Below are 22,413 nucleotides of genomic sequence, written 5' to 3' on the forward strand. Positions count from 1 at the left end.
AAAACAATATTTTTGTTCAACAGTTAAACTTTAATTCATCAAATAAACATATTTTTTCCACATACTTTTCAAACATCCCCCTTATATTGTTAACAGATTGAGTTTAACAGGAGGAAGGAAATTTGATAGAAGTAAAGAATCTTACCAAACGTTATGGTAACCATCTGGCGGTAGATCATCTGAACTTCACCGTAGAATCCGGTAAAATCTATGGATTCTTAGGACCAAACGGTGCAGGGAAATCTACGACCATGAACATTATGACCGGTTATCTGGGAGCTACAGAGGGACAGGTGCTGATCGATGGACACGACATTTTAAAGGAGCCGGAAGAAGCCAAGAAGAATATCGGTTATCTGCCGGAAATTCCGCCGTTATATATGGAAATGACGGTGCGGGAATATCTGGAATTCGCTGCAGAATTAAAAGGAATTAAAAAAGACAAAAGAGAGCCGCAGATAGAAGAAGTTATAAGACTTGCAAAGCTGAGAGACGTAGAAAACCGGCTGATCCAGAACCTGTCAAAAGGTTATAAACAGAGAGTCGGACTTGCACAGGCAGTTCTGGGATTCCCGGAGATCATTATCCTGGATGAGCCGACAGTAGGCCTTGACCCGAAGCAGATCATCGAAATCCGTGAACTGATCAGGAAGCTTGCGAAGAAACATACCGTGATCTTAAGTTCTCACATTCTTGCGGAAGTAAGGGAAGTCTGTGATTATATCATGATCATATCCGGAGGGAAGCTGGTCGCTAGTGATACGACCGAGAATCTGGAGAATATGATGAGTGGCAAAGGTCAGATCGAGGTGGAAGCAAAGGCTTCCAGGGATGAGATGGATCATATTATCCGCCGGACAGGAAAGATCAAAGAAGTAAAATACCGCACCAGTGCGAGCGGCATTACAACTGCGCAGATTATAGCAAAAGGCGGGGAAGATATCAGAGAAGAGTTATTCCTTGCATTTTCCCATGCAGATGTACCGATGCTTACCCTGAATCAGAGTAAGACAACACTGGAAGAGATATTCCTGGAGCTGACACAAGGGTCAGGCAATAGAATGATAAAGGAGGAGAAGTAAGATGAGAGCCATCTATAAAAGAGAGTTAAGGTCCTATTTTCATTCTATGATAGGATATGTATTTATCGCTTTCCTGGTAGCTTATACGGGAATCTATTTCCTGGCGTATAACCTGAACTATGGATATCCGTACTTTTCTTATGTATTGTCAGGGATTCTGTTCGTATACCTGGTAGCAATTCCGATCCTGACGATGCGCTGCTTTGCAGAAGATAAGAAGAATAAGACGGATCAGATGTTACTGACAGCACCGGTCAGCCTGTTCGAGATCGTGCTTGGAAAATATCTTGCAATGGTAACGATCACGGCTGTACCGTGTGTGATCTATCTGATCTTTCCACTGATCATTAAAGCGCAGGGGACGGCATACATTAAGGTAGACTATTTGGCAATCCTTGTGTTCTTCTTACTCGGATGCGTATATATTTCCATTGGAATGTTTGTCTCTTCATTGACAGAAAGTGTGATCATTGCGGCAATCGGCGCATTCGGTATCCTGCTTCTGACTTATCTCTGGAGCGGCATTCTGAACTTTATCCCTTCGGCAGCATGGGCAAATGCATTGGCAGTTGCGGTGTTGTTGACGCTGGTCGTACTTGCAGTCTGGAATATGACGAAAAATGTCGTGATCAGCGGGGTACTGGAGCTGATCGTACTGGCAGGAACACTGATTACTTACTTTGTAAAGAAAACAGTGTTTGAAAGTCTGCTTTCCACAGTACTTGGCAAACTGGAACTGACAGAAGTATTTTCCAATATTGCCGATAACCATCTTCTGGATGTGAACGGGATTATATTGTACCTGTCACTGATCGTCTTGTTCTTCTTTTTGACGATGCAGATGATTCAGAAGAGACGTTGGAGTTAGGAGGAGCATAATGTTAGAAAAAATCAAGAAGTCATTCCGGAGTGCATCATCGAAAAACGGAAGTTACAGTGTGGGAATGATCGCACTTGTGATCTGCATGGTGATCGTTGTCAATCTGATCGCAGGTCAGCTTCCGGAGAATGTTAAGAGCATAGATATCAGTGATAACAACATTTACGGAGTATCAAAGACCAGTAAAAAGGTATTGAACAAACTGGATAAAAAAGTAACATTTAAAATCTATGCAGAAAAAGATTCGACAGATACAAGGATCAAATCATTTATCAAGAAATATACGGCATTGTCTGATAAGATCAGTGTAACATGGATCGATCCGGTCCTGCATCCGGCAGCACTTACGAAAGCAGGAGTAGAGAAAGATACGATCGTAATCTCCTGCAAAGATACCGGAAAAACGAAATCTGTTTCTTTTGATGATATTTTAGTTTCGGATTCTTATTCCTACTATACGACAGGAAGCAGTTCTGCATCTGAATTCGACGGAGAAGGTCAGTTTACAAGTGCGATCAATTCGGTTACAAGTGAACAGACAGAGAAGATGTATTATACAACAGGACACGGAGAAGCAGCATTTTCAGATTCTGTGACAAAACTGTTCAGTAAAAATAATCTGACGACAGATGAAGTGAATCTGATGATGACAGGTGAAATTCCTGATGATTGTGATCTGTTATTCATGGATGCTCCATCAAAAGACATTTCCGATGATGAGAAAACATTACTTCTGAATTACCTGAAAAAGGGCGGAAAGGTATTTATCATTCTTGGAGATCCTGAGGATGAGACACCGAATCTGGATGAAGTGCTGAAAGAATATGGTATGCAGGAAGCGGACGGTTACATCGCAGATATGCAGAGAAGCTACCAGGGCAACTATTATTATATCTTCCCGGAGATTACAGCAACAGACGATCTGGCCAATAATCTGGAATCCGAGATGGTTCTGATGATCAATGCGCATGGTCTGACTACAACAGATCCGGCAAGAGATACGATCACAACAACGGTGTTTATGCAGACATCAGATAATTCCTATGCAGTGACAGAGAATAAGCAGGAAGAGGGAACATATACATTAGGAGCAGTTGCGACTGAGCAGATTACATCTGATGATTCATCCGACAGCAGCTCATCCCAAACCAGCCGTCTGACGGTAATTTCTTCAGAAAGCATGATCAATTCACAGATTACAGATACTTACACAACACTGGAGAACCTGGATCTGTTCATGAATGCGGTGACAGCTAACTTTGACAAGACAAAAAATATAGCAATCAAGGCGAAGAGCCTGGAGGTAAGCAACAATACGATGCAGCATGCGGGAATCATCAGCATCCTGACAATCTTCGGAATTCCGCTTGTAATCCTGATTTATGGATTCATGCGCTGGTGGAAGAGAAGAAAAGTGTAAATTAAGAAGATTTATGGACAGAAAAGGGGAAATTTGATGAAACAGAAAAAGACAATGCTCATCATGGTGATTGTGCTTGCGGTCTTGCTTGCGCTGTACGGAGGATTAAAAGCCTGGAACAGTCACAGCGAGAAGCAGAAGAAGGCAAAAGAGGACAAAGAAAAAGTCAGCCTGGTAGATGTAAAGAGTCTGAAGTCATTTGCCTATGAAAGCGGCGGAAGCAAGATGAGTTTTACCAAAGATGATGGCGAATGGGTATACGATGAGGATGACGGGGTACGTCTGAATCAGAGTACGATCAAGAGCACGGCAAAAGAGATTACTGGACTGACAGCGGTCCGCAAGCTGAGTGATCCGGATGAAAAAGCAGATTATGGACTGGACAGTTCGGATTACACCGTTACCTACACGGCAAAGGATGGAACCAAAGGAACGATTGAAATCGGCGATGCAGCCGGAGACAATTATTATGCGATGATCCAGGATTCGGATGCAGTATATACCATTTCAAGTACGCTGGTATCGGATCTGGTATTCGATCTGTCATCCCTGACGGAGAACGACACACTGCCATCGATCAGCAGTGGTAATCTGAAGAAGGTCGAAGTGACACAAAATGGTGAGACCACGACTTATAAGAAAAAGAAGCAACGCAGTGAACTTGCCGGTGGCTGGGGAACCATCTCGCTTACCCAGTGTGCAGACTATAATGTCAAAAATCTTGCAAAATATGGTCTGGATGAAGCAAACCGGATCACGGTGACGGCAACTTATAAAGACAGTACTTCCGGAGATAAGAAGACCTGTACCGTTTATATTGGGAATGAAAATGGTGATAACCGCTATGTACAGCTCAAAGATTCCAATATGGTATATGAGGTTGGAAGTTCGATCGTAGAAAATATGATGTCGGTAGATAAATAAAACATATCGATAGAAAGAAAAAAGACGGGAGCGGCACAGAAAATGTGTCTTCCGCCTTTTTCTGATTTTTGAGAAAAATGACGAAAAGTTTTCACATAATTTACAATACATTTATTGCCTGAAAGTATAAAAAATGGTATATTATTAATAGGTTTGTTGTGAAAATATACAAAAAACCCGGAAAAGAAATAAGTAGGAGTGATAAAAAATGTATCAGGAAGAATACAAACGCTGGCTTGCGGCAGATCTTGAAGATGCAGATCTGAAGCCGGAATTGTCAAAAATTGAGGGAAACGATGATGAAATTAAGGAACGTTTTGCAGTAGCACTGAAATTCGGAACAGCCGGACTTCGCGGTGTGCTTGGCGCAGGAACGAACCGTATGAATATTTATGTAGTACGTCAGGCAACACAGGGACTGGCTAACTGGGTAAAGACACAGGGCGGAACACAGACTGTAGCAATCAGTTATGATAGCCGTTTAAAGAGTGATGTATTTGCCAAGACAGCAGCAGGTGTACTTGCAGCAAATGGGATCAAAGTAAGAATCTATGATGCACTGATGCCGGTACCTGCACTTTCATTTGCAACACGTTATTATAACTGTAATGCAGGTATTATGGTAACAGCTTCTCATAACCCTGCAAAATACAATGGATACAAAGCATACGGACCGGACGGATGCCAGATGACAGATGATGCAGCCGCAATTGTATACGAAGAGATCCAGAAGACAGACGTTTTGACCGGAGCAAAATATATGTCATTTGCAGAAGGTGTAGAAGAAGGACTGATCAGATTTGTAGGAGATGACTGTAAGAGAGCACTTTATGATGCGATTGAATCCCGTCAGGTTCGTCCGGGACTGTGTAAGACAGCCGGATTAAAACTGGTATACAGCCCATTAAATGGATCAGGTCTTGTTCCTGTAACACAGGTATTAAAAGATATCGGAATCACAGATATCACAATCGTTCCGGAGCAGGAATATCCAAATGGATACTTTACAACATGCAGCTATCCAAACCCAGAGATCTTTGAGGCACTGGAGCTTGGACTGAACCTTGCAAAAGAGTCAGATGCAGACCTTATGCTTGCAACTGACCCAGATGCAGACCGTGTAGGTATCGCTATGAAGTGCCCGGATGGATCTTATGAATTAGTAAGCGGTAACGAAGTCGGAGTACTTCTTCTGGATTACATATGTGCAGGACGTATCGAGAAAGGTACAATGCCTGAAAAAGCAGTAGCAGTCAAATCTCTCGTATCTACACCACTTGCTGATGCAGTAGCAGCTCATTACGGAGTAGAATTAAGAAACGTACTGACAGGATTCAAATGGATCGGAGACCAGATCGCACAGTTAGAGGCAGCAGGCGAAGTAGATAGATTCATCTTTGGATTTGAGGAAAGCTACGGATACCTTGCAGGACCATATGTACGTGACAAAGATGCCGTTATCGCATCTATGCTGATCTGTGAGATGGCAGCTTACTACAGAAGTATCGGCAGCTCTCTGAAACAGAGACTGGAAGAGATCTATGCAGAGTACGGACGTTACCTCAACAAGATCGACAGCTTTGAATTCCCAGGACTGAGCGGAATGGACAAGATGTCTGGAATCATGCAGAATCTGCGTGAGAATGCACCGGCAGAGATCGCTGGATACAAGGTAACAGAAGTAACAGATTATACGAAGACAGAAGAGACCGGACTTCCGGCAGCAAATGTATTAGTTTATAAACTGGAGAATAACGAGACCGTGATTGTTCGCCCATCAGGTACAGAGCCTAAGATCAAGATTTACTACACAACACTTGGTAAAGATCTTGCTGAGGCACAGGCTGAGAAGGACAAACTTGCTGAGGCAGTGAAGCCGATTATGGCATAGGAGTTTTTTAATTTAAAAATAAGTGTACAGTTCTTTTGGAAGAAAGGATTGTACACTTATTTTTTATACCAGAGTATGCAGTTAATTATTAATATTCTTTTTCTCGGAAAGTCTTTCTTTTAATCGCTGTCGTCTTGTCGGGTGGATAAATGCAACTCTCTGTGCCGTAAAAATTGAATTGTTAAAGTTAAAGATAAAGGACACAAAGCATACCACAGAGAAGAAAGGTAGCATTGAATATCCAAAACTTTCCACACCGACCAGAATCGCAGCAAGCAGTGTATTGGATCCACTACAGAACACAGAGGCGAATCCAAGCGCAGCACCGAACATTGGGTCAAATCCAAATACAGGTCCCAGGACATATCCTAAGCAGGAACCGATGGAGAACAGCGGTGCAACTTCACCGCCGATGAATCCGGAGGAAAGTGTCAGAATCGTAAGAGTCATCTTAAGAATCCAGTCATAAGCATATATATCGTCTGTAATACCGTCAAAGCACAGAGCAACCAGATTAGAGCCGGTTCCGGAGTATCTTCCCTGATGAAAGACCATCATAAGAACTGCGATAACAACCCCCATGATCAGAACCTTTTTTATAGGCGAAGAAAAACGGAAGGCGAATTTCAAACGCAGATATCGGAGAATCAGTGCAAATAAAGAACCAACGATACCGAAGCACAGTCCCATAGCTGCCAGTTTTAAAAGAAAAACAGCGTTGTACGTAGAAGGATGATAGTTCAGGGTTTCCAGTATATTAATATGAAATTTCCGAAGTCCGAGCGCCCGTGATGTAAAAGCTGCACTGATGGAAGCTACTGTTGCTGGAATCAAAGCATGATATTCCAGCTTTCCGGCAACCAATACCTCCAGTGCAAAAAAGATTGCAGCAAGCGGAGTACAGAAAAGTCCGGAAAATCCGGCAGCCATACCAGTGATCAGGAACATCTTCCGGCTGTTTTCGATATCAATAGTCTTATCGACCAGACGCCCAACGTTGTTGGAAACAGCAGCCCCGATCTGTACGGCAACGCCTTCTCGTCCTGCACTTCCGCCGAACAGATGCGTTGTCCAGGTTCCGATCACGGCAAGCGGCACCATGCGGATCGGAAGTTTATTGTTCTTACCAAGTCCTACATGGAATACCATCTTCATGCCGTTCGCGACAGATTTACCGAACTGGTGATAGATGAACCAGATGAACACCCCGCCAAGAGGCAGGAACCAGATCAGATACCAGAAGTATTTCGTCCGGATAGCGGTACAGGCATTAAGCCCCAGCCCGAATGCTGCATCGATGATTCCGACGAGAACACCGATGACTACTCCGGCAATAGCCAGGATAAAAGTATCTTTATAGTATTTGTAAATGTGTTTGAACAAAGCTTTAATCATAATAACCCCCAAAGATAAATTCTCTCGTATTTATTATAACTTGTATGGCGGAAACTGCAAGCAAATATATTTTTTACTCGACAATTTATATACTATGTGATACAATTGAATTAAGCATTATAATTCTATATTTTCATTGGCATATACGCCCTATCAAGAACTTATGCATTTCGCATTCTATGAATTTTCAATGCTTGTAACCCAGAGAGATTTTATACAGGCAGAGAGGAATTGTAGAACGGATTGCAAAAGTAATGTAAAACGGTAGTTCTTCGCTGTACCTACAAAGGAGGATATGCCGATGAATATGAATGTACGAAGTGCATTCTTAACACGAAAGGAAAGATAGAGAGGAATGTAGACTCTTCATTGATTGATTTTTTGCATTATGTATCAGATAGTAGTTCAGTAGACTTAGAAAAAGTATGCGATAAACGTCTTCAGAAGCTTCATGCTAATGTACAGATAATAAAGGATAGTGCTGAAATGGAGGCAGAGTTTATGAAAGCAGAGGAAAGAGAACGACAGATCCGTGATGAAGGAATAAAAGAAGGAATGAAAGAATATGATCGTTTTATGAAGCTTACACAAAAGTTGCTTTCAAATAAACAATATGATGAGTTGAAACGTGCGACAGAAGAGAAATCATATTGTCAGCAGCTATTTGAAAAATATAATATAGTATAAAATTTTACGAGGAAACTAAGATGACATTAGAAGAAGTAAGAAATGAAATTGATGAAATAGATACAAATATGAAGCCACTGTTTTTAAGAAGAATGAAATGTGGAAAACATGTTGCAGAAGTAAAAGGACAGAACGGAGGAGATGTATTTGTTCTCGAAAGAGAACTTGAAATCATTGGAAAAAGAGCCATGGATGTAGATCCGGAGATCCAGGAAGAATATAAAACATTCCTGAGACACTTAATGAGTCTTTGCAGAAAATATGAATATGAATTATTACCAGAGATGCAGGAAAAAGTTATAACGGCAGCTTTGACGGCAGCAGGACTGACAGCTGAGACTGAACATACACAGGTAAAGATTGGATTTACCTGCCCAAAAGAGACAAGTGATCTGAACCTGTTCGTGAACATGACAAAGTTAAATGGAATCCAGATTGATGCTATGAATCTGATGACAGAAAATGGGAATCAGAAAGTAACTATGACATTGGATGGTAAGATCACGGATGCGGGAATGCGGTGCTTGTTGTGTCAGATAGGGAAAGAGGCAGAGGAGTTCCGGATTTTAGAATTGTTTGGGATTTAATTTATTAACATCCGCAGCCAGTCACGAGAATTGAAGGAAACAATAGATAAGGATTATTGTGAATGTGGAATGCCAATAGAAAACAAAAGTATAAATGTATTTCGCGCAAGCAGAAACAGGAAAAAACATCCCGTAACAATCAATGTTTCGACATGATTTACGCATTTACGAATAAATAAATTCACTATGATTATGCATACATTCACGAGCATGAAAAGTTCCAATATGCCGAGTACCGGCAAGCTGTACAGTTGAAATATCTCCATCAGTATAGTTATACAGATGGAGATAATAAGAGCAAACCACAAATAGTACTTTTGTTTTTTGGTCATAATAGTTCCTCACACATAGAAAGACTAAACTATAGTTACATTATATTTAGTAAATAATACCATAACAAGTCTTAAATGAAAAGCAAGAAAGGCATTTTACATAAAATTAGAAATACCCTCTTGCAATCTGGAAAAACATGTGCTAACATTTAAAACAAATTTTAGTATAGTAAAGCGATGAAAGAGACTCTGGACTCTGGAACCTGACAGGAATGTGGTGTCACCGACTGAGAGCACTGCTTGGGGAATGAGGACAATAGGGAACACTCTGGAGCAGACCAGCTGAACAAGTAAATATGGTAAAGTTGAATGAAAAGTAGGTTGGTACGTAGACTGCACGTTACGCACGAAAAGAGGAATCTTAGAAAGCACTATACAGCTTTGAGATTCAATGCGGGTGGTACCGCGGATAACGATGATGATATCCGTCCCGGGATACAAGTATGTATTCCAGGGCGGATTTTTATGTTTATAACCGTTATTCGTCCCGGGAAGAAAAGGAGGAAAAGAACATGGAGTATTTAACAGGTGTAAAGCCAAAAGAGACAAAAGAAATCAGTGAATTACTGGAACAGGCAGAAGCAGGAGCAAAGGTAAAAGTCAACGGAGCAGTGCATACGATCCGTGATATGGGAACTGTTGCATTTGTGATCTTAAGAAAAAGAGAAGGTCTGCTTCAGTGTGTCTATGAAGAAGGCAGTGCTGATTTCGAACTGAAAGACATCAAAGAAGCAGCAACTGTCGAAGTAGAAGGCGTCTTAGAAGAGAATGAAAAAGCACCAAATGGAATTGAAATCCGTATGGAGAACGTAAAAATCTTAAGTGAGCCGGAAGACGAGATGATGCCGCTTGCAATTTCCAAATGGAAACTGAACACATCTCTGGAAGCAAAACTGAACTATCGTTCCATTTCCCTTAGAAATATCCGGGAGCGTGCCAAATTCAGAATCCAGGAAGGACTTACAAGAGCATTCAGAGATTTCCTCTACAGTCAGGAATTTACAGAGATCCATACACCGAAGATCGGAGCGAAAGGAGCCGAGGGGGGAGCCAACATTTTCAAACTGGAATATTTCCACAGACCGGCAGTGCTGGCGCAGAGTCCACAGTTCTATAAGCAGATGATGGTCGGCGTATTTGACAGAGTATTTGAGACAGCTCCGGTATTCAGGGCAGAGAAACATAACACAAAGCGCCACCTGAACGAATATACCAGTCTTGATTTTGAAATGGGATATATTGATGGATTTGAAGACATCATGGCAATGGAGACAGGATTCCTCCAGTATGCGATGGAATTGCTGAAAAAAGATTATGCAAGAGAGTTAAAAGTATTGTGTGTTGAACTCCCTGATGTGAGTCAGATCCCAGCAGTGAAATTTGCAGATATCAAAGAAATAGTTGCAGAGAAATACAACCATAAGATGAGAAATCCATTCGACCTTGAGCCGGAAGAAGAAGTACTGATCGGACGTTATGCGAAAGAAGAGTGGGGAAGTGATTTTGTATTTGTCACACATTATCCTTCTAAGAAACGCCCGTTCTATGCAATGGATGATCCGGAAGATCCAAGATATACATTAAGCTTTGACCTGTTGTTCAGAGGACTGGAGATTACGACAGGCGGACAGCGTATTCATGATTACAAGATGCTGACAGATAAGATTGCTGCAAGGGGAATGACAGAAGAAGGAATGGAACAGTATCTTGCGACATTTAAGCATGGAATGCCGCCACACGGAGGACTTGGAATCGGACTGGAACGTCTGACGATGCAGTTGTTAGGAGAAGACAACGTAAGAGAGACTACATTATTCCCAAGAGATTTAAGCAGACTGGAACCATAGCGGGGAGTAAGGTATAATAGATATGATACCGGTGATAACATGTCATGAGAGGGAAATCATATGTTTGGAAAAAGATGTAGTTTATGCGGAGGAAAGTTAAACAGTAGAGGAATCTGTACGGAATGTGGGCTTGATAACAGCAAATCGGATAAGAATTACCGGATCAACCGGAGTGATTGTGACGGAATGCCGCTTACACATGTACATGAGGAGAAAGAAAAATACAGACCGGACAGGAAAGCAGATCACAGGGAAATAAATCACAAGGAGACAAATCATAAAAAAAGAGATTACGGAAAACAAGGCTACCGTATGAATGAGTCTGATATGACCGGGAAAAAACGGAGAAAGCATGTGCAGACTCCGGATATTACAAACCGGAGAAGACCATTGAAAATAGTGATTCTGGCAATTATCGTGATTACAGTTTTGGGTAATCTCTATGAGGAACATAAGTACGATATAGAATATGCAATTGGAGATGCAGTTCAAGATGTATTTCAGGATACGGGGGATCAAAAGACAAATGATACGGATGAAACAGACTATGATCATTATCAGTATGTGACTCGGGAAATCCCGAAAGAGGGAGAACGTGCAGACTATGAACTTTCTTCCGGCAATTATGTGGCAGGTGTGGAGATCCCGGAGGGAATCTATACAGTGACACCGAAAGACGACTATGACACCGTGCAGATCGATGATCCTGAGAACAGCATCTATCTGTATGAATACACCGAGGGTAAAAAAGACAAGATAGAGGATATCCGTCTTTATAAAGGTGCGCATCTTACATTAAATTGTAAGACTACAGTAAAACTGCATACCGATAATGCACAGGATGTAGAGGCAATGGAAACGGCCGGACAGAGTAATCCGCTCACAGAATCAGTGGATATTAAAGGTCAGAAAACGTTGACGGCCGGAAGAGATCTTAAACCGGGAATATATGATCTCAGCCGTGTATCAGGGGCTGGAAATGTGGATGTAATCATTTATTCGGACGAACAGGAAGAAATAAATTCATGGAGCCAGGGGCTGTCGGAAGATGGAATAGACGGAGAGACATTCCATTATCTGGTAATTCCGGAAAATGCAACACTGGAAGTGTCAGAAGATTTGAAAATAAGGCTTACACCGTCAGAAGAGATTGCATCGACGGATTATTATGGCTTTTATAACAGATAAGTTTACTGAATATAAATTATAGGGAAATCGATAACATCAGGGAAGAAGGAGCAGGAAGATGGCAAATAAAATATCAGATGAAACCATTGAATATGTTGGTATTCTTGCAAAGCTGGAATTATCCGGTCAGGAAAAAGAAGATGCCAAAGCAGATATGGAAAAAATGTTAGATTATATAGATACATTAAATGAACTGGACACAGACGGAATTGAACCAATGTCACATGTATTTCCGGTAAAGAATGTATTCCGCGAAGATATTGTGACAAATGGAGACGGCAGTAAGGAGACACTGGCGAATGCACCGCTGGAAAAAGACCAGAGCTTCAAAGTACCAAAGACGATCGGATAGGAGGAAAACGGTTATGGATATCACAAGTCTTACAGCAGTAGAACTTGGAAAGAAGATTAAGGCAAAAGAAATATCTGTTGTGGAAGCCGTGAAAGCCTCCATTGCACAGATTGAAAAAGTAGAAAAAGATGTAAACAGTTTTGTGACGTTGGATAAAGAGGGCGCATTAAAACGTGCAGAAGAAGTACAGAAATTAATTGATGACGGAAAACTGACAGGGCCACTGGCAGGTGTGCCGGTAGCAATCAAAGATAACATGTGTACGCAAGGAATGCTCACAACCTGCAGTTCGAAGATCCTGGGAAACTTCCGGCCGATGTTCACGGCAGAGGCAGTAAAGAATCTGGAAGAAGCAGGAGCTGTCATTCTGGGAAAGACGAATATGGATGAATTTGCCATGGGAAGTACAACCGAGACTTCTTATTACGGACCGACAAAGAACCCATGGAACTTAGAGCATGTTCCGGGAGGATCTTCCGGGGGAAGCTGTGCAGCGGTGGCAGCAGAAGAAGCGCCATATGCACTTGGATCTGACACAGGCGGGTCCATCCGTCAGCCAAGTTCTTTCTGCGGCGTAGTCGGAATCAAACCAACATATGGAACGGTATCCCGTTACGGACTGATCGCTTATGGTTCTTCCCTGGATCAGATCGGTCCTGTTGCGAAAGATGTGACAGACTGCGCAACGGTTCTGGAGACCATTGCATCTTATGATCCGAAAGACAGCACATCAATCAGACGTGACAGTTATGATTTTACATCTGCACTGGTAGATGATGTGAAGGGCATGAGAATCGGTATTCCAAAAGATTATTTTGGAGATGGTCTGGATGCTGAGGTAAAAGAAAATATTCTTCGGGCAGTAAAAGTTCTGGAAGAAAAAGGCGCAGTTGTAGAAGAATTCGACTTAAGCCTTGTAAAATATGCGATTCCTGCATATTATGTCATTGCATCAGCTGAGGCAAGCTCCAACCTTGCCAGATTCGATGGCGTAAAATACGGTTATCGTACCGAGGAATACGAAGGACTTCACAATATGTACAAAAAATCCCGTTCCGAAGGTTTCGGACCGGAGGTAAAGAGAAGAATTATGCTTGGTTCATTTGTTTTGAGTTCCGGATATTATGATGCGTATTATCTGAAAGCATTGAAAACAAAAGCGTTAATTAAGAAAGCATTTGATAAAGCGTTTGAAAAATATGATGTGATCGTGGCTCCGGCGGCTCCGACAACGGCACCGGAACTTGGAAAGAGCTTAAGTGACCCGATCAAGATGTATCTGGGAGATATTTACACGATTTCCGTCAACCTGGCAGGACTTCCGGGAATCACAATCCCGGTAGGAAAGGATTCCAAAGGACTTCCGGTAGGTATGCAGCTGATTGGAAATTGTTTCGAAGAAAATAAAATCATTCAGACCGCATATACATTTGAACAGACGAAAGTATATGAAGCACCAGAACTTGCAAAGGAGGACAGATAGTCATGGCAAAACAATATGAGACAGTCATTGGACTTGAGGTCCATGTAGAGCTTGCAACAAAGACGAAGATCTTCTGCGGATGCAGCACTGCATTCGGAGGAGCACCGAATACACATACATGCCCGGTTTGTACCGGTATGCCTGGATCACTTCCGGTATTAAATAAACAAGTTGTAGAATATGCAATGGGAATCGGCCTTGCAACACATTGCGATATTACAAGAGTGTGCAAATTCGACCGTAAGAACTATTTTTATCCGGATAACCCGCAGAACTACCAGATTTCACAGCTTTATCAGCCAATCGCCAGAAACGGCTATGTGGAGATTGCAGTAGGAGATACAAAGAAAAAAGTCCGTATCCATGAAATGCATATGGAGGAAGATGCCGGAAAGCTGGTACATGATGAATGGGATGACACATCTCTGGTAGACTTTAACCGAAGCGGTGTGCCGCTTGTAGAGATCGTATCCGAGCCGGATATGCGTTCATCGGAAGAAGTCATTGCATATCTGGAGAAATTAAGAACGATTATCCAGTATCTGGGAGCATCTGATTGTAAGCTCCAGGAAGGTTCGATGAGAGCGGATGTCAACTTATCCGTAAGAGAAGTGGGAACCCAGGAGTTCGGAACCAGAACAGAGATGAAGAACCTGAACTCATTCAAGGCAATCGCAAGAGCCATTGAAGGAGAGAGAGAACGTCAGATCGAACTCATTGAAGAGGGAAAATCCGTTATCCAGGAGACGAGACGATGGGATGACAATAAAGAATCATCTCATGCCATGCGTTCCAAAGAAGATGCTCAGGATTATCGTTATTTCCCGGAACCGGATCTTGTACCAATCGTGATCGATGATGAGTGGATCGAAAAGATCAAAGAAAAACAGCCGGAATTCCGCGATGAAAAACTGGAACGTTATAAAAAAGAATTCGATATCCCGCAGTATGATGCAGAAATACTCACAGAATCCAAACACATGGCGGATATCTTTGAAGAGACGACGGCAATCTGTGGGAAACCGAAGAAAGTATCCAACTGGCTGATGGTAGAAACCATGCGTCTGTTAAAAGAACACAGCATGGAACCGGAAGATATCAGCTTCTCACCGGCTAATCTTGCAAAACTGATCGGGCTTACAGAGGACGGAACCATTAACAGTTCCGTTGCAAAAGAAGTATTCGAACAGGTATTTGAAAAGAATGTAGATCCGGAAAGTTACGTAGAAGAGCATGGATTAAAGACAGTCAATGATGAAGGTGCACTGGAAGAAGTGTTAAAAGAAGTCATTGCAAAGAATCCAAAAGCAATCGCCGATTACAAAGGCGGCAAAGAAAAAGCACTCGGCGCATTGGTCGGACAGACTATGAAAGCCATGAAAGGAAAGGCAAATCCCGGAATGGTGAATGAGAAATTGCGGGAGATGCTAAATTAAATTGGGATTTAATTCAGGAAGGCTTTGGATACCCGAACCGGAATAAAGCTTGAAAAGGCGTTCCTGCTCAGGTTCCATCGGCGGGTCAATTCTAAAGGGGCAAAATTCTGCTAAAAGCAGGCTTTCAAAATTTGAAACTCGGCATACGCCTCAGACAGTCAAATTTTGAAAACCTAACGCAGAATTTTACCCCTTAAGAATTACCAACGCCTCTTTCACATTCACTGGAACGCCTTTCCAAGTTTTATTCCGTGTGTATCAAATGCCTTACGAATGAAACCTGCTAAGAAAAGTCAATAATTATTTTTATCTTTTTTATTTTCTGTCACAAAATATATTTGCGTACCACAAATAGACTGTCTGATTGGCAGTCTAAAAAATTATTTATTTTATATAAGATTATATATTTTTATATAGTTCGGTTACTCGAGCATAATAAATGCGTAAAAACTTATTTAATCCGGCTATCTTTGCTGATTTTTTACTTTTACCTTCTGATTCCTTTTTTACAACATATCGGTAAACCGGATCTTCTGGTCTGGAATGCATTTTTAAACTTCTCATTGTTTCGTATCCTACTTTGCGCAATGATGCTGAACCACGTTTCGAGATTTTCCTATTACAACCTACAAATTGACCAGATTCATACGGTGGTGGATCAATTCCTGCGAATGCAACCAATGCCTTCCCGTTGCGAAATCTGCGAACATCTCCTATTTCTGCAATTAACTTTGGGGCTAATGTATTTCCCACTCCACCCATTTCTCTTACAACCGAATATTCTGGCAAAGTTTTGGCTATTTCCTGCATCCGTGATAAAATTAGACCAAGGGTTGCATCAACTTCCTTGAGCACCCGAACTGCTTCAGTCACCAGCATTTTGATCGATGAGGTTTCTGAAGGTAATGTGGGAATACTTTCCTGAGCCAGGGTGTATATAACTTTGGCTTTTTCCTGGCTTGGGACGTATTTCTTTTCTTTTGCCCAAAGTATATACTCTTCAGTAAATTCCTGTTCAGACATAGATGTTATTACATCATAATGCCAAAAACGTTCCACAAAATCACTTCTTTTATCTTTCCGATTTGTTTCATTCCAACTTGCAAGAAGATTCTTTATTCCAGGCATGGTCAAATCTAAAAGATGGGTCAATTCAGCGAGAGATAAAAGATGAAGCTTCATATAATGCCGATATTGCTGTCCAAGCAACTTCAACTCTTCATAAATCTCTCCAGAAGTTTGAAATTCTTTCATTTTAAACCAATGATCAATTCCATAATTAGCAATGATACGGGAATCAATCTTGTCGGTTTTGGCTTTTCGCAGACTTTCGTTACGATAACTTTTCATAAGATACGGATTAATTACAGAAACAAAAAATCCTTTTTCCTGTAAATATGTAAGAACTGGAAGATGATAAATTCCGGTTGCTTCCATAACGATTTTGACTTCATCATTTAGTCTGAAAAGCATGGAAGATAATTCGCTTAAATCCTTTTGGGTATGGGTAATATTGAAAGGCTTACTAACAATCTCTCCATATGGTTTCAAAATACATACTGTACTTTTCCCTTTTGATACATCAATTCCTACGCTGATCATAATATACTCCTTTTCTTTTTATAGAATTGCAGTTGTTTATCCCATCTACACTTATTATGATTCAGTTTAGTTCGTTACGCGAAAGCTCCTGCGAGTTTCAACCTGCTTAAATGAATGTTTATAATAAGGGGATGGCTGACGGTTTCATTCACGGATGTGAAAATCCTAATGGCAATATGTCATACCAACTACTTCCCTTATTATAATAAAATAAGTGTAGATGTTAGAGTTAATTACTCTCTAACAACTACACTTTTATGGTACTAAATGGCAATTGCGTAACGGTTGTGACAACGGAAGGTTACAGTAATCAGCTGTCATTAGCGGATTTTCAAGGCTTTTGACAAGATTGTGTACCGTAGTGGACTACACCAGGTTATAGTTCCGGGTATTTCATTTCTTAACATCCGCAGCCAGTCACGACTTGAAGAAAACAGTATAAAGTGGTTCTGGTGAATGTGAAATGCTCTTAGAAAAAGTTAGAGAGTCAGAATCTCCGTTAAAGGAACGAAGCGAACGTGTTTGAGGCGAATGCCGAGTTTGAGCGTAGTTCCTTTGCTTTTAGGAGATTCTGGCTCTCTTAGTTTTTCTTAGAGCGTGGAACCTGAACCAGAACCACTTTATACTGTTTTCTTCAAGGATCGAGAGGCCAACTACGTTAATAAATAAAATCCCAAAAAAATGTATTGACATTATGCAGCGCAGTGCTATAATTAAAACAAACATATGAATAACTGTTCATATATTCAAATAATCAAATAAAAACAGGAAAGGAAGTATTTATCATGAAAAAAACTTATAAAATCGACGTAGACTGCGCAAACTGTGCAAATAAGATGGAGCAGGCAGCGAAGAACACTGACGGAGTAAAGGATGCAACTGTGAATTTTATGATGTTAAAGATGATCGTAGAATTTGAAGAAGGCGCAGATCCTAAGAAGGTAATGAAAGAGGTACAGAAGAACTGTAAAGTAGTAGAAGATGATTGTGAGATATTTCTGTAAAGGTTGGGAAAAAATATGACAAAAAAGCAGAAGAAATCGCTTACCAGAATTATTATTGCAGCACTACTTATGATTATATTGAAGTTCTTACCTGCGGAAGGATGGCTGCGGTTCGTACTTTATATGATCCCGTATCTTGTTGTGGGATATGACATTTTAAGGAAAGCATTCAAAGGAATCCTGAATAAGCAGGTATTCGATGAAAATTTTCTGATGGCAGTTGCTACCATAGGAGCCATTGCACTTGGAAATTATACAGAAGGTGTGGCGGTTATGCTCTTCTATCAGATCGGAGAACTATTCCAGAGCTATGCGGTTGGAAAGAGCCGCAGGAATATCAGTGAACTGATGGATATCCGTCCGGATTATGCGAATATTGAAAAAGACGGAGAGCTGGAACAGGTGGATCCGGATGAAGTGGAAGTTGGAACTGTCATTGTCGTTCAGCCGGGAGAAAAAGTTCCGATCGATGGTGTGATCGAAGAAGGAAGCAGTACATTGAATACCAGTGCACTGACCGGAGAAAGTGTTCCGAGAGAAGCAGCAGCCGGTGAGGAGGTCATAAGTGGATGTATTAATCTGACAGGTCTTCTGAAGATTCGTACAACAAAAGAATTCGGAGAATCTACGGTATCAAAAATTCTGGATCTGGTGGAGAATTCAAGCTCTAAGAAGTCAAGATCAGAGAATTTTATTTCAAAATTTGCCAGATATTATACACCGGCAGTCTGTTACAGTGCGCTTGCACTTGCCATCCTGCCGCCACTGGTAAGGATGCTGGCAATGGGACTCGCACCGGAATGGGGTGACTGGGTCTACAGAGCGCTGACCTTCCTGGTTATCAGCTGTCCATGTGCACTGGTGATCAGTATTCCGCTCAGCTTTTTTGCAGGAATTGGCGGGGCGAGTCATGAAGGTGTGCTGGTCAAAGGATCGAATTATCTGGAGACGATGGCACGGACAAAGTATGTGGTATTTGATAAGACCGGAACGATGACACAAGGTGTATTCGAGGTGAGCGGAGTGCATCACAATACGATACCGGAAGAACAGTTATTAGAGTATGCGGCACTTGCGGAGTGTTCCTCATCCCATCCGATCAGTAAGAGTCTTCAGAAAGCATATGGAAAACAGATTCACCGGGATCGTGTGACTGAGATTGAAGAACTGAGCGGAAAAGGTGTGACAGCGAAGGTCGATGGTATTCCGGTGGCAGCCGGTAACGCAAAACTTATGAAATATCTGAATGTGGAATACAGTGAATGTGAAGAAACAGGTACAATCGTTCACGTTGCGGTGGACGGTAAGTATGCGGGACATATCCTGATCTCAGATAAATTAAAACCACATGCGAAAGAAGCTGTCAGAGATCTGAAAAAAGCAGGCATCACCAAGACCGTAATGCTGACCGGTGATATGAAGCGAGTGGCAGATAAGGTCGCAGAAGAGTTGGGAATCGGCGAAGTATACAGTGAACTCCTTCCGGCAGATAAGGTTGCGAAAGTAGAGGAACTTCTGTAACAGAAATCAGAGAAAGAAAAGCTGGCATTCGTCGGAGACGGAATCAATGATGCACCGGTATTGTCAAGGGCAGATATCGGAATTGCCATGGGAGCGCTTGGATCAGATGCAGCGATTGAGGCGGCAGATGTTGTCCTGATGGATGATGATCCGAAGAAGATCGCAAAAGCAATCAGGATTTCCAGAAAATGTATGCGTATCGTATATGAAAATATATACTTTGCACTTGGAATCAAGGCAGTCTGCCTGATCCTCGGAGCACTTGGAATTGCAAATATGTGGATGGCAATCTTTGCAGATGTCGGTGTCATGGTTATTGCCGTATTGAATGCAATCCGTGCATTATTCGTAAAACACTTATAGAAAAGGCTGGTGGGCAGATGGCAAAAATAGAAGAAGGAATGGAAGTATGTGACTCATGTGAGGTACATGAGAATCTTCTGAAGATCGTAAATGAAAAGATGCCGGAAGAAACGGAATTATATGATCTTGCGGAGTTGTTCAAGGTATTCGGTGATTCGACTAGAATGCGTATCCTGTTCGTGTTATTTGAAGCAGAGGTGTGCGTGTGCGATCTTGCAGAGGCATTGAATATGACACAGTCTGCAATATCACATCAGCTTAGGATTCTGAAGCAGAACAAACTGGTCAAGAGCAGAAGAGAGGGAAAATCCGTGTTCTATTCACTGGCAGACGATCATGTGCGTACAATTGTGGATCAGGGAAGAGAACATATAGAAGAAGATTTATATTGAAAAGAAGAAAACTGTATCAGACGATAAAAAGTCTGATACGGTTTTTTTATATCTCCAATATACAAGAGAAACTTTTGGAATTGTAGATGAATTAGACTAAAGTATGAAAAACAGTCTATTTACTTTTGAATTATCAGAAATTAATAAAAAATATAATAAAATGCATTTAATATTACAGTTTGTTATATTTGTATAAAAAAACATAATATTTTTCATTGACAATTATATAACCATCTTTTACACTATAGTTACAAGGTATTCATTTCTAAAAAATTGGTATATGAATGGAGGTTTTGATATGGAACAAAAACAAGAAAAATTTAGTACCATAGGTTACATAGCAGCCGCGTTAGGTATGTGTATTGGTACCGGTAATGTATGGCGGTTTCCGCGAGTGTGTGCGGCGAACGGAGGAGGAGCATTTATCATAGCATGGACGATTGCAATGCTGGTATTTGCTGTACCGCTTCTTTCTACAGAGATGGCATTCGGTAAAAAGACGAGACTTGGATGTATCGGTACATTCCGTGATGCAGGTGGAAAGAAATATACATGGATGGGATTCTTTGTTGCAGCAGTATGTTTCTTCCTGATGAGTTATTATTGTGTACTTCAGGGATATTGTATGAAATACGCAGTTAATTCTGTAACTTCAGCATTTAAACCGAATCTGTCAACAGAGACGACATCGGCAATGTGGACAGCATTTACAGATTCACAGGCACAGGTTATTTTATTCCATGCGATCGGATTTGCACTTGCATGTTTCATCGTTTATCAGGGAATTGCAGGTGGAATTGAAAAATTCTGTAAAGTAGCGATACCGGCACTGTTTATCATCCTTGTAGGATTAGCAATTTACGCAGTTACATTAAATGGAGCAAATCAGGGACTTCAGTATCTCTTTACTGTTAAGAAAGAGTATATTTTAAGCCCGAATACATGGATTCAAGCCTTCATCCAGGCAGCATGGAGCACCGGAGCCGGATGGGGATTCATTATTACATATGCGAACTACGTAGGAGAAGAGGAAGATGTTCCGACAAGCTGTCTGATCATGGGACTTGGTGATAACCTTGGAGCAATCCTCTCGGCACTGGTAGTTATCCCGGCAATCTGTGCACTTTCAGCTACACCGGAGGCAGCGAATGAAGCACTCAGTCAGGGCAACTTCGGACTTACATTTATTTACATTTATCAGTTATTTACAACAATCCCGGGTGGAAGATTCATTTCCTTTATCTTCTTTGGATTACTTGCAATTGCAGCAATCACATCACTGTTCTCTATGATCGAAGTTGGAGTAAAATGTGTTGTTGACCTTGGATTGCCGCGGAAGAAAGCAGTGGTCAGTGTCTGCTTCGCAGGATTTTTAGTAGGATGCTTCTCATGCTGGTCACTGGTTAACATTGATAATCAGGACTGGGTATGGGGAATCGGACTTCTGGTAAGTGGTGCCTTTATTGCAATCCTGGCATGGAAATATGGTGTGGAAAAATTACGTACACAGGAAGTAAATGCAAAAGGTGCAGATGTACATCTTCCAAAAGCATATTATACCGGATGTATGTATCTGATTCCGGTTCTGGTAGTGATCATGGTGGTTTACTGGTTATTACAGACAAAGGAATGGTTCCCGGATACATGGCTGAATCCGTTTATTATCCAGGATAACACAGGAACTGTATTACTTCAGTTCGGAGTAGTGATCCTTGTAGGTCTCGCACTTTCCAAGTTCTTTAATACAAAGACTGCAAAGGGAGCTATGAAAGATAACGAAGCTGGAAAATAATAGTAGAAAGAAGGTATGAACTATGACGATGGATGCAATTATTATGATGGTGATTACACTGGTTGGATATATTGGCGGATTTAGTTATTTCATGATACGTGTATTTAAAAAAGAAAGAAGTAAATCCAAAGAGTAGCTATCGAATGAGGAAGGAATAAAGGGTAGTATGATAGATTAGACGACGTTCTGATTGAAATGAATACATAACCGAACAGACCGGAGCCGGATTCTTGTC

General features: G+C 41.3%; 17 protein-coding genes and 1 pseudogene. 16 read left to right on the forward strand and 2 right to left on the reverse strand.

Going from position 1 to position 22,413, the window contains the following annotated elements; genetic code table 11:
• Positions 1-122: 122 nt before the first annotated feature.
• The 5 genes from NKF87_RS02910 to NKF87_RS02930 all read left to right on the forward strand — a co-directional run bounded on the left by NKF87_RS02910 (position 123) and on the right by NKF87_RS02930 (position 6,197).
• Positions 123-1,082 (forward strand): ABC transporter ATP-binding protein, encoded by a 960-nt coding sequence (locus NKF87_RS02910; RefSeq protein WP_117597982.1) that lies wholly within the window; start codon positions 123-125, stop codon positions 1,080-1,082.
• Position 1,083: 1 nt separating this feature from the next.
• Complete coding sequence (locus tag NKF87_RS02915; protein WP_253583932.1) at positions 1,084-1,950, forward strand: ABC transporter permease subunit; 867 nt, start codon at positions 1,084-1,086, stop codon at positions 1,948-1,950.
• Between the two features lie 10 nt (positions 1,951-1,960).
• Positions 1,961-3,382: a GldG family protein gene (locus NKF87_RS02920; RefSeq protein WP_253583933.1), complete on the forward strand. Its 1,422-nt coding sequence runs from the start codon at positions 1,961-1,963 to the stop codon at positions 3,380-3,382.
• 36 nt (positions 3,383-3,418) lie between these two features.
• Positions 3,419-4,306 (forward strand): DUF4340 domain-containing protein, encoded by an 888-nt coding sequence (locus tag NKF87_RS02925; RefSeq protein ID WP_253583934.1) that lies wholly within the window; start codon positions 3,419-3,421, stop codon positions 4,304-4,306.
• A gap of 208 nt (positions 4,307-4,514) precedes the next feature.
• Positions 4,515-6,197 carry a phospho-sugar mutase gene (locus NKF87_RS02930; RefSeq protein ID WP_118225356.1) on the forward strand — a complete coding sequence of 561 codons (1,683 nt, stop codon included), beginning with the start codon at positions 4,515-4,517 and terminating at the stop codon, positions 6,195-6,197.
• 81 nt (positions 6,198-6,278) lie between these two features.
• Here NKF87_RS02930 and NKF87_RS02935 read toward each other — a convergent pair whose 3' ends face one another.
• Entirely contained in the window at positions 6,279-7,592 is a 1,314-nt protein-coding gene (locus NKF87_RS02935; RefSeq protein WP_253583935.1) for a chloride channel protein, read from the reverse strand.
• 501 nt (positions 7,593-8,093) lie between these two features.
• On the opposite strand from NKF87_RS02935, the gene NKF87_RS02940 reads away from it, so the two are divergent.
• The 7 genes from NKF87_RS02940 to gatB all read left to right on the forward strand — a co-directional run bounded on the left by NKF87_RS02940 (position 8,094) and on the right by gatB (position 15,504).
• A complete protein-coding gene (locus tag NKF87_RS02940; RefSeq protein WP_253583937.1) occupies positions 8,094-8,279 on the forward strand; it encodes a hypothetical protein in 186 nt (61 codons plus the stop codon).
• Between the two features lie 20 nt (positions 8,280-8,299).
• Entirely contained in the window at positions 8,300-8,866 is a 567-nt protein-coding gene (locus NKF87_RS02945) for a chorismate mutase (protein WP_253583939.1), read from the forward strand.
• Between the two features lie 844 nt (positions 8,867-9,710).
• On the forward strand, positions 9,711-11,045 hold the full coding sequence (gene aspS / locus NKF87_RS02950; RefSeq protein ID WP_028087246.1) for an aspartate--tRNA(Asn) ligase: 1,335 nt from the start codon (positions 9,711-9,713) through the stop codon (positions 11,043-11,045).
• A gap of 60 nt (positions 11,046-11,105) precedes the next feature.
• Positions 11,106-12,233, forward strand: coding sequence for a hypothetical protein (locus tag NKF87_RS02955; protein ID WP_253583941.1), 1,128 nt, complete (start codon positions 11,106-11,108; stop codon positions 12,231-12,233).
• 58 nt (positions 12,234-12,291) lie between these two features.
• A complete protein-coding gene (gene gatC / locus NKF87_RS02960) occupies positions 12,292-12,585 on the forward strand; it encodes an Asp-tRNA(Asn)/Glu-tRNA(Gln) amidotransferase subunit GatC (RefSeq protein ID WP_028087248.1) in 294 nt (97 codons plus the stop codon).
• A 13-nt stretch (positions 12,586-12,598) separates the two neighbouring features.
• Positions 12,599-14,068 (forward strand): Asp-tRNA(Asn)/Glu-tRNA(Gln) amidotransferase subunit GatA, encoded by a 1,470-nt coding sequence (gatA, locus tag NKF87_RS02965; protein ID WP_055284863.1) that lies wholly within the window; start codon positions 12,599-12,601, stop codon positions 14,066-14,068.
• 2 nt (positions 14,069-14,070) lie between these two features.
• Positions 14,071-15,504: an Asp-tRNA(Asn)/Glu-tRNA(Gln) amidotransferase subunit GatB gene (gene gatB / locus NKF87_RS02970; protein WP_055284861.1), complete on the forward strand. Its 1,434-nt coding sequence runs from the start codon at positions 14,071-14,073 to the stop codon at positions 15,502-15,504.
• A 399-nt stretch (positions 15,505-15,903) separates the two neighbouring features.
• Here the strand turns inward: gatB and NKF87_RS02975 are convergent, their stop codons facing one another.
• Positions 15,904-17,106 carry an IS110 family transposase gene (locus NKF87_RS02975; RefSeq protein WP_253583866.1) on the reverse strand — a complete coding sequence of 401 codons (1,203 nt, stop codon included), beginning with the start codon at positions 17,104-17,106 and terminating at the stop codon, positions 15,904-15,906.
• Positions 17,107-17,891: 785 nt separating this feature from the next.
• Here NKF87_RS02975 and NKF87_RS02980 point away from each other — a divergent pair.
• From NKF87_RS02980 to NKF87_RS02995, 4 genes and pseudogenes are all read left to right on the forward strand, one after another.
• Complete coding sequence (locus tag NKF87_RS02980) at positions 17,892-18,110, forward strand: cation transporter (protein ID WP_028087251.1); 219 nt, start codon at positions 17,892-17,894, stop codon at positions 18,108-18,110.
• A gap of 15 nt (positions 18,111-18,125) precedes the next feature.
• Positions 18,126-19,994: pseudogene (locus tag NKF87_RS02985) on the forward strand (heavy metal translocating P-type ATPase).
• Between the two features lie 17 nt (positions 19,995-20,011).
• Positions 20,012-20,386: an ArsR/SmtB family transcription factor gene (locus NKF87_RS02990; protein ID WP_055284932.1), complete on the forward strand. Its 375-nt coding sequence runs from the start codon at positions 20,012-20,014 to the stop codon at positions 20,384-20,386.
• A 298-nt stretch (positions 20,387-20,684) separates the two neighbouring features.
• Positions 20,685-22,178, forward strand: a complete 1,494-nt coding sequence (locus tag NKF87_RS02995; RefSeq protein WP_055284930.1) for a sodium-dependent transporter — start codon at positions 20,685-20,687, stop codon at positions 22,176-22,178.
• The last annotated feature ends 235 nt before the right edge of the window (positions 22,179-22,413 follow it).

This window comes from Dorea longicatena (assembly GCF_024168045.1).
Classification (GTDB): domain Bacteria; phylum Bacillota; class Clostridia; order Lachnospirales; family Lachnospiraceae; genus Dorea_A.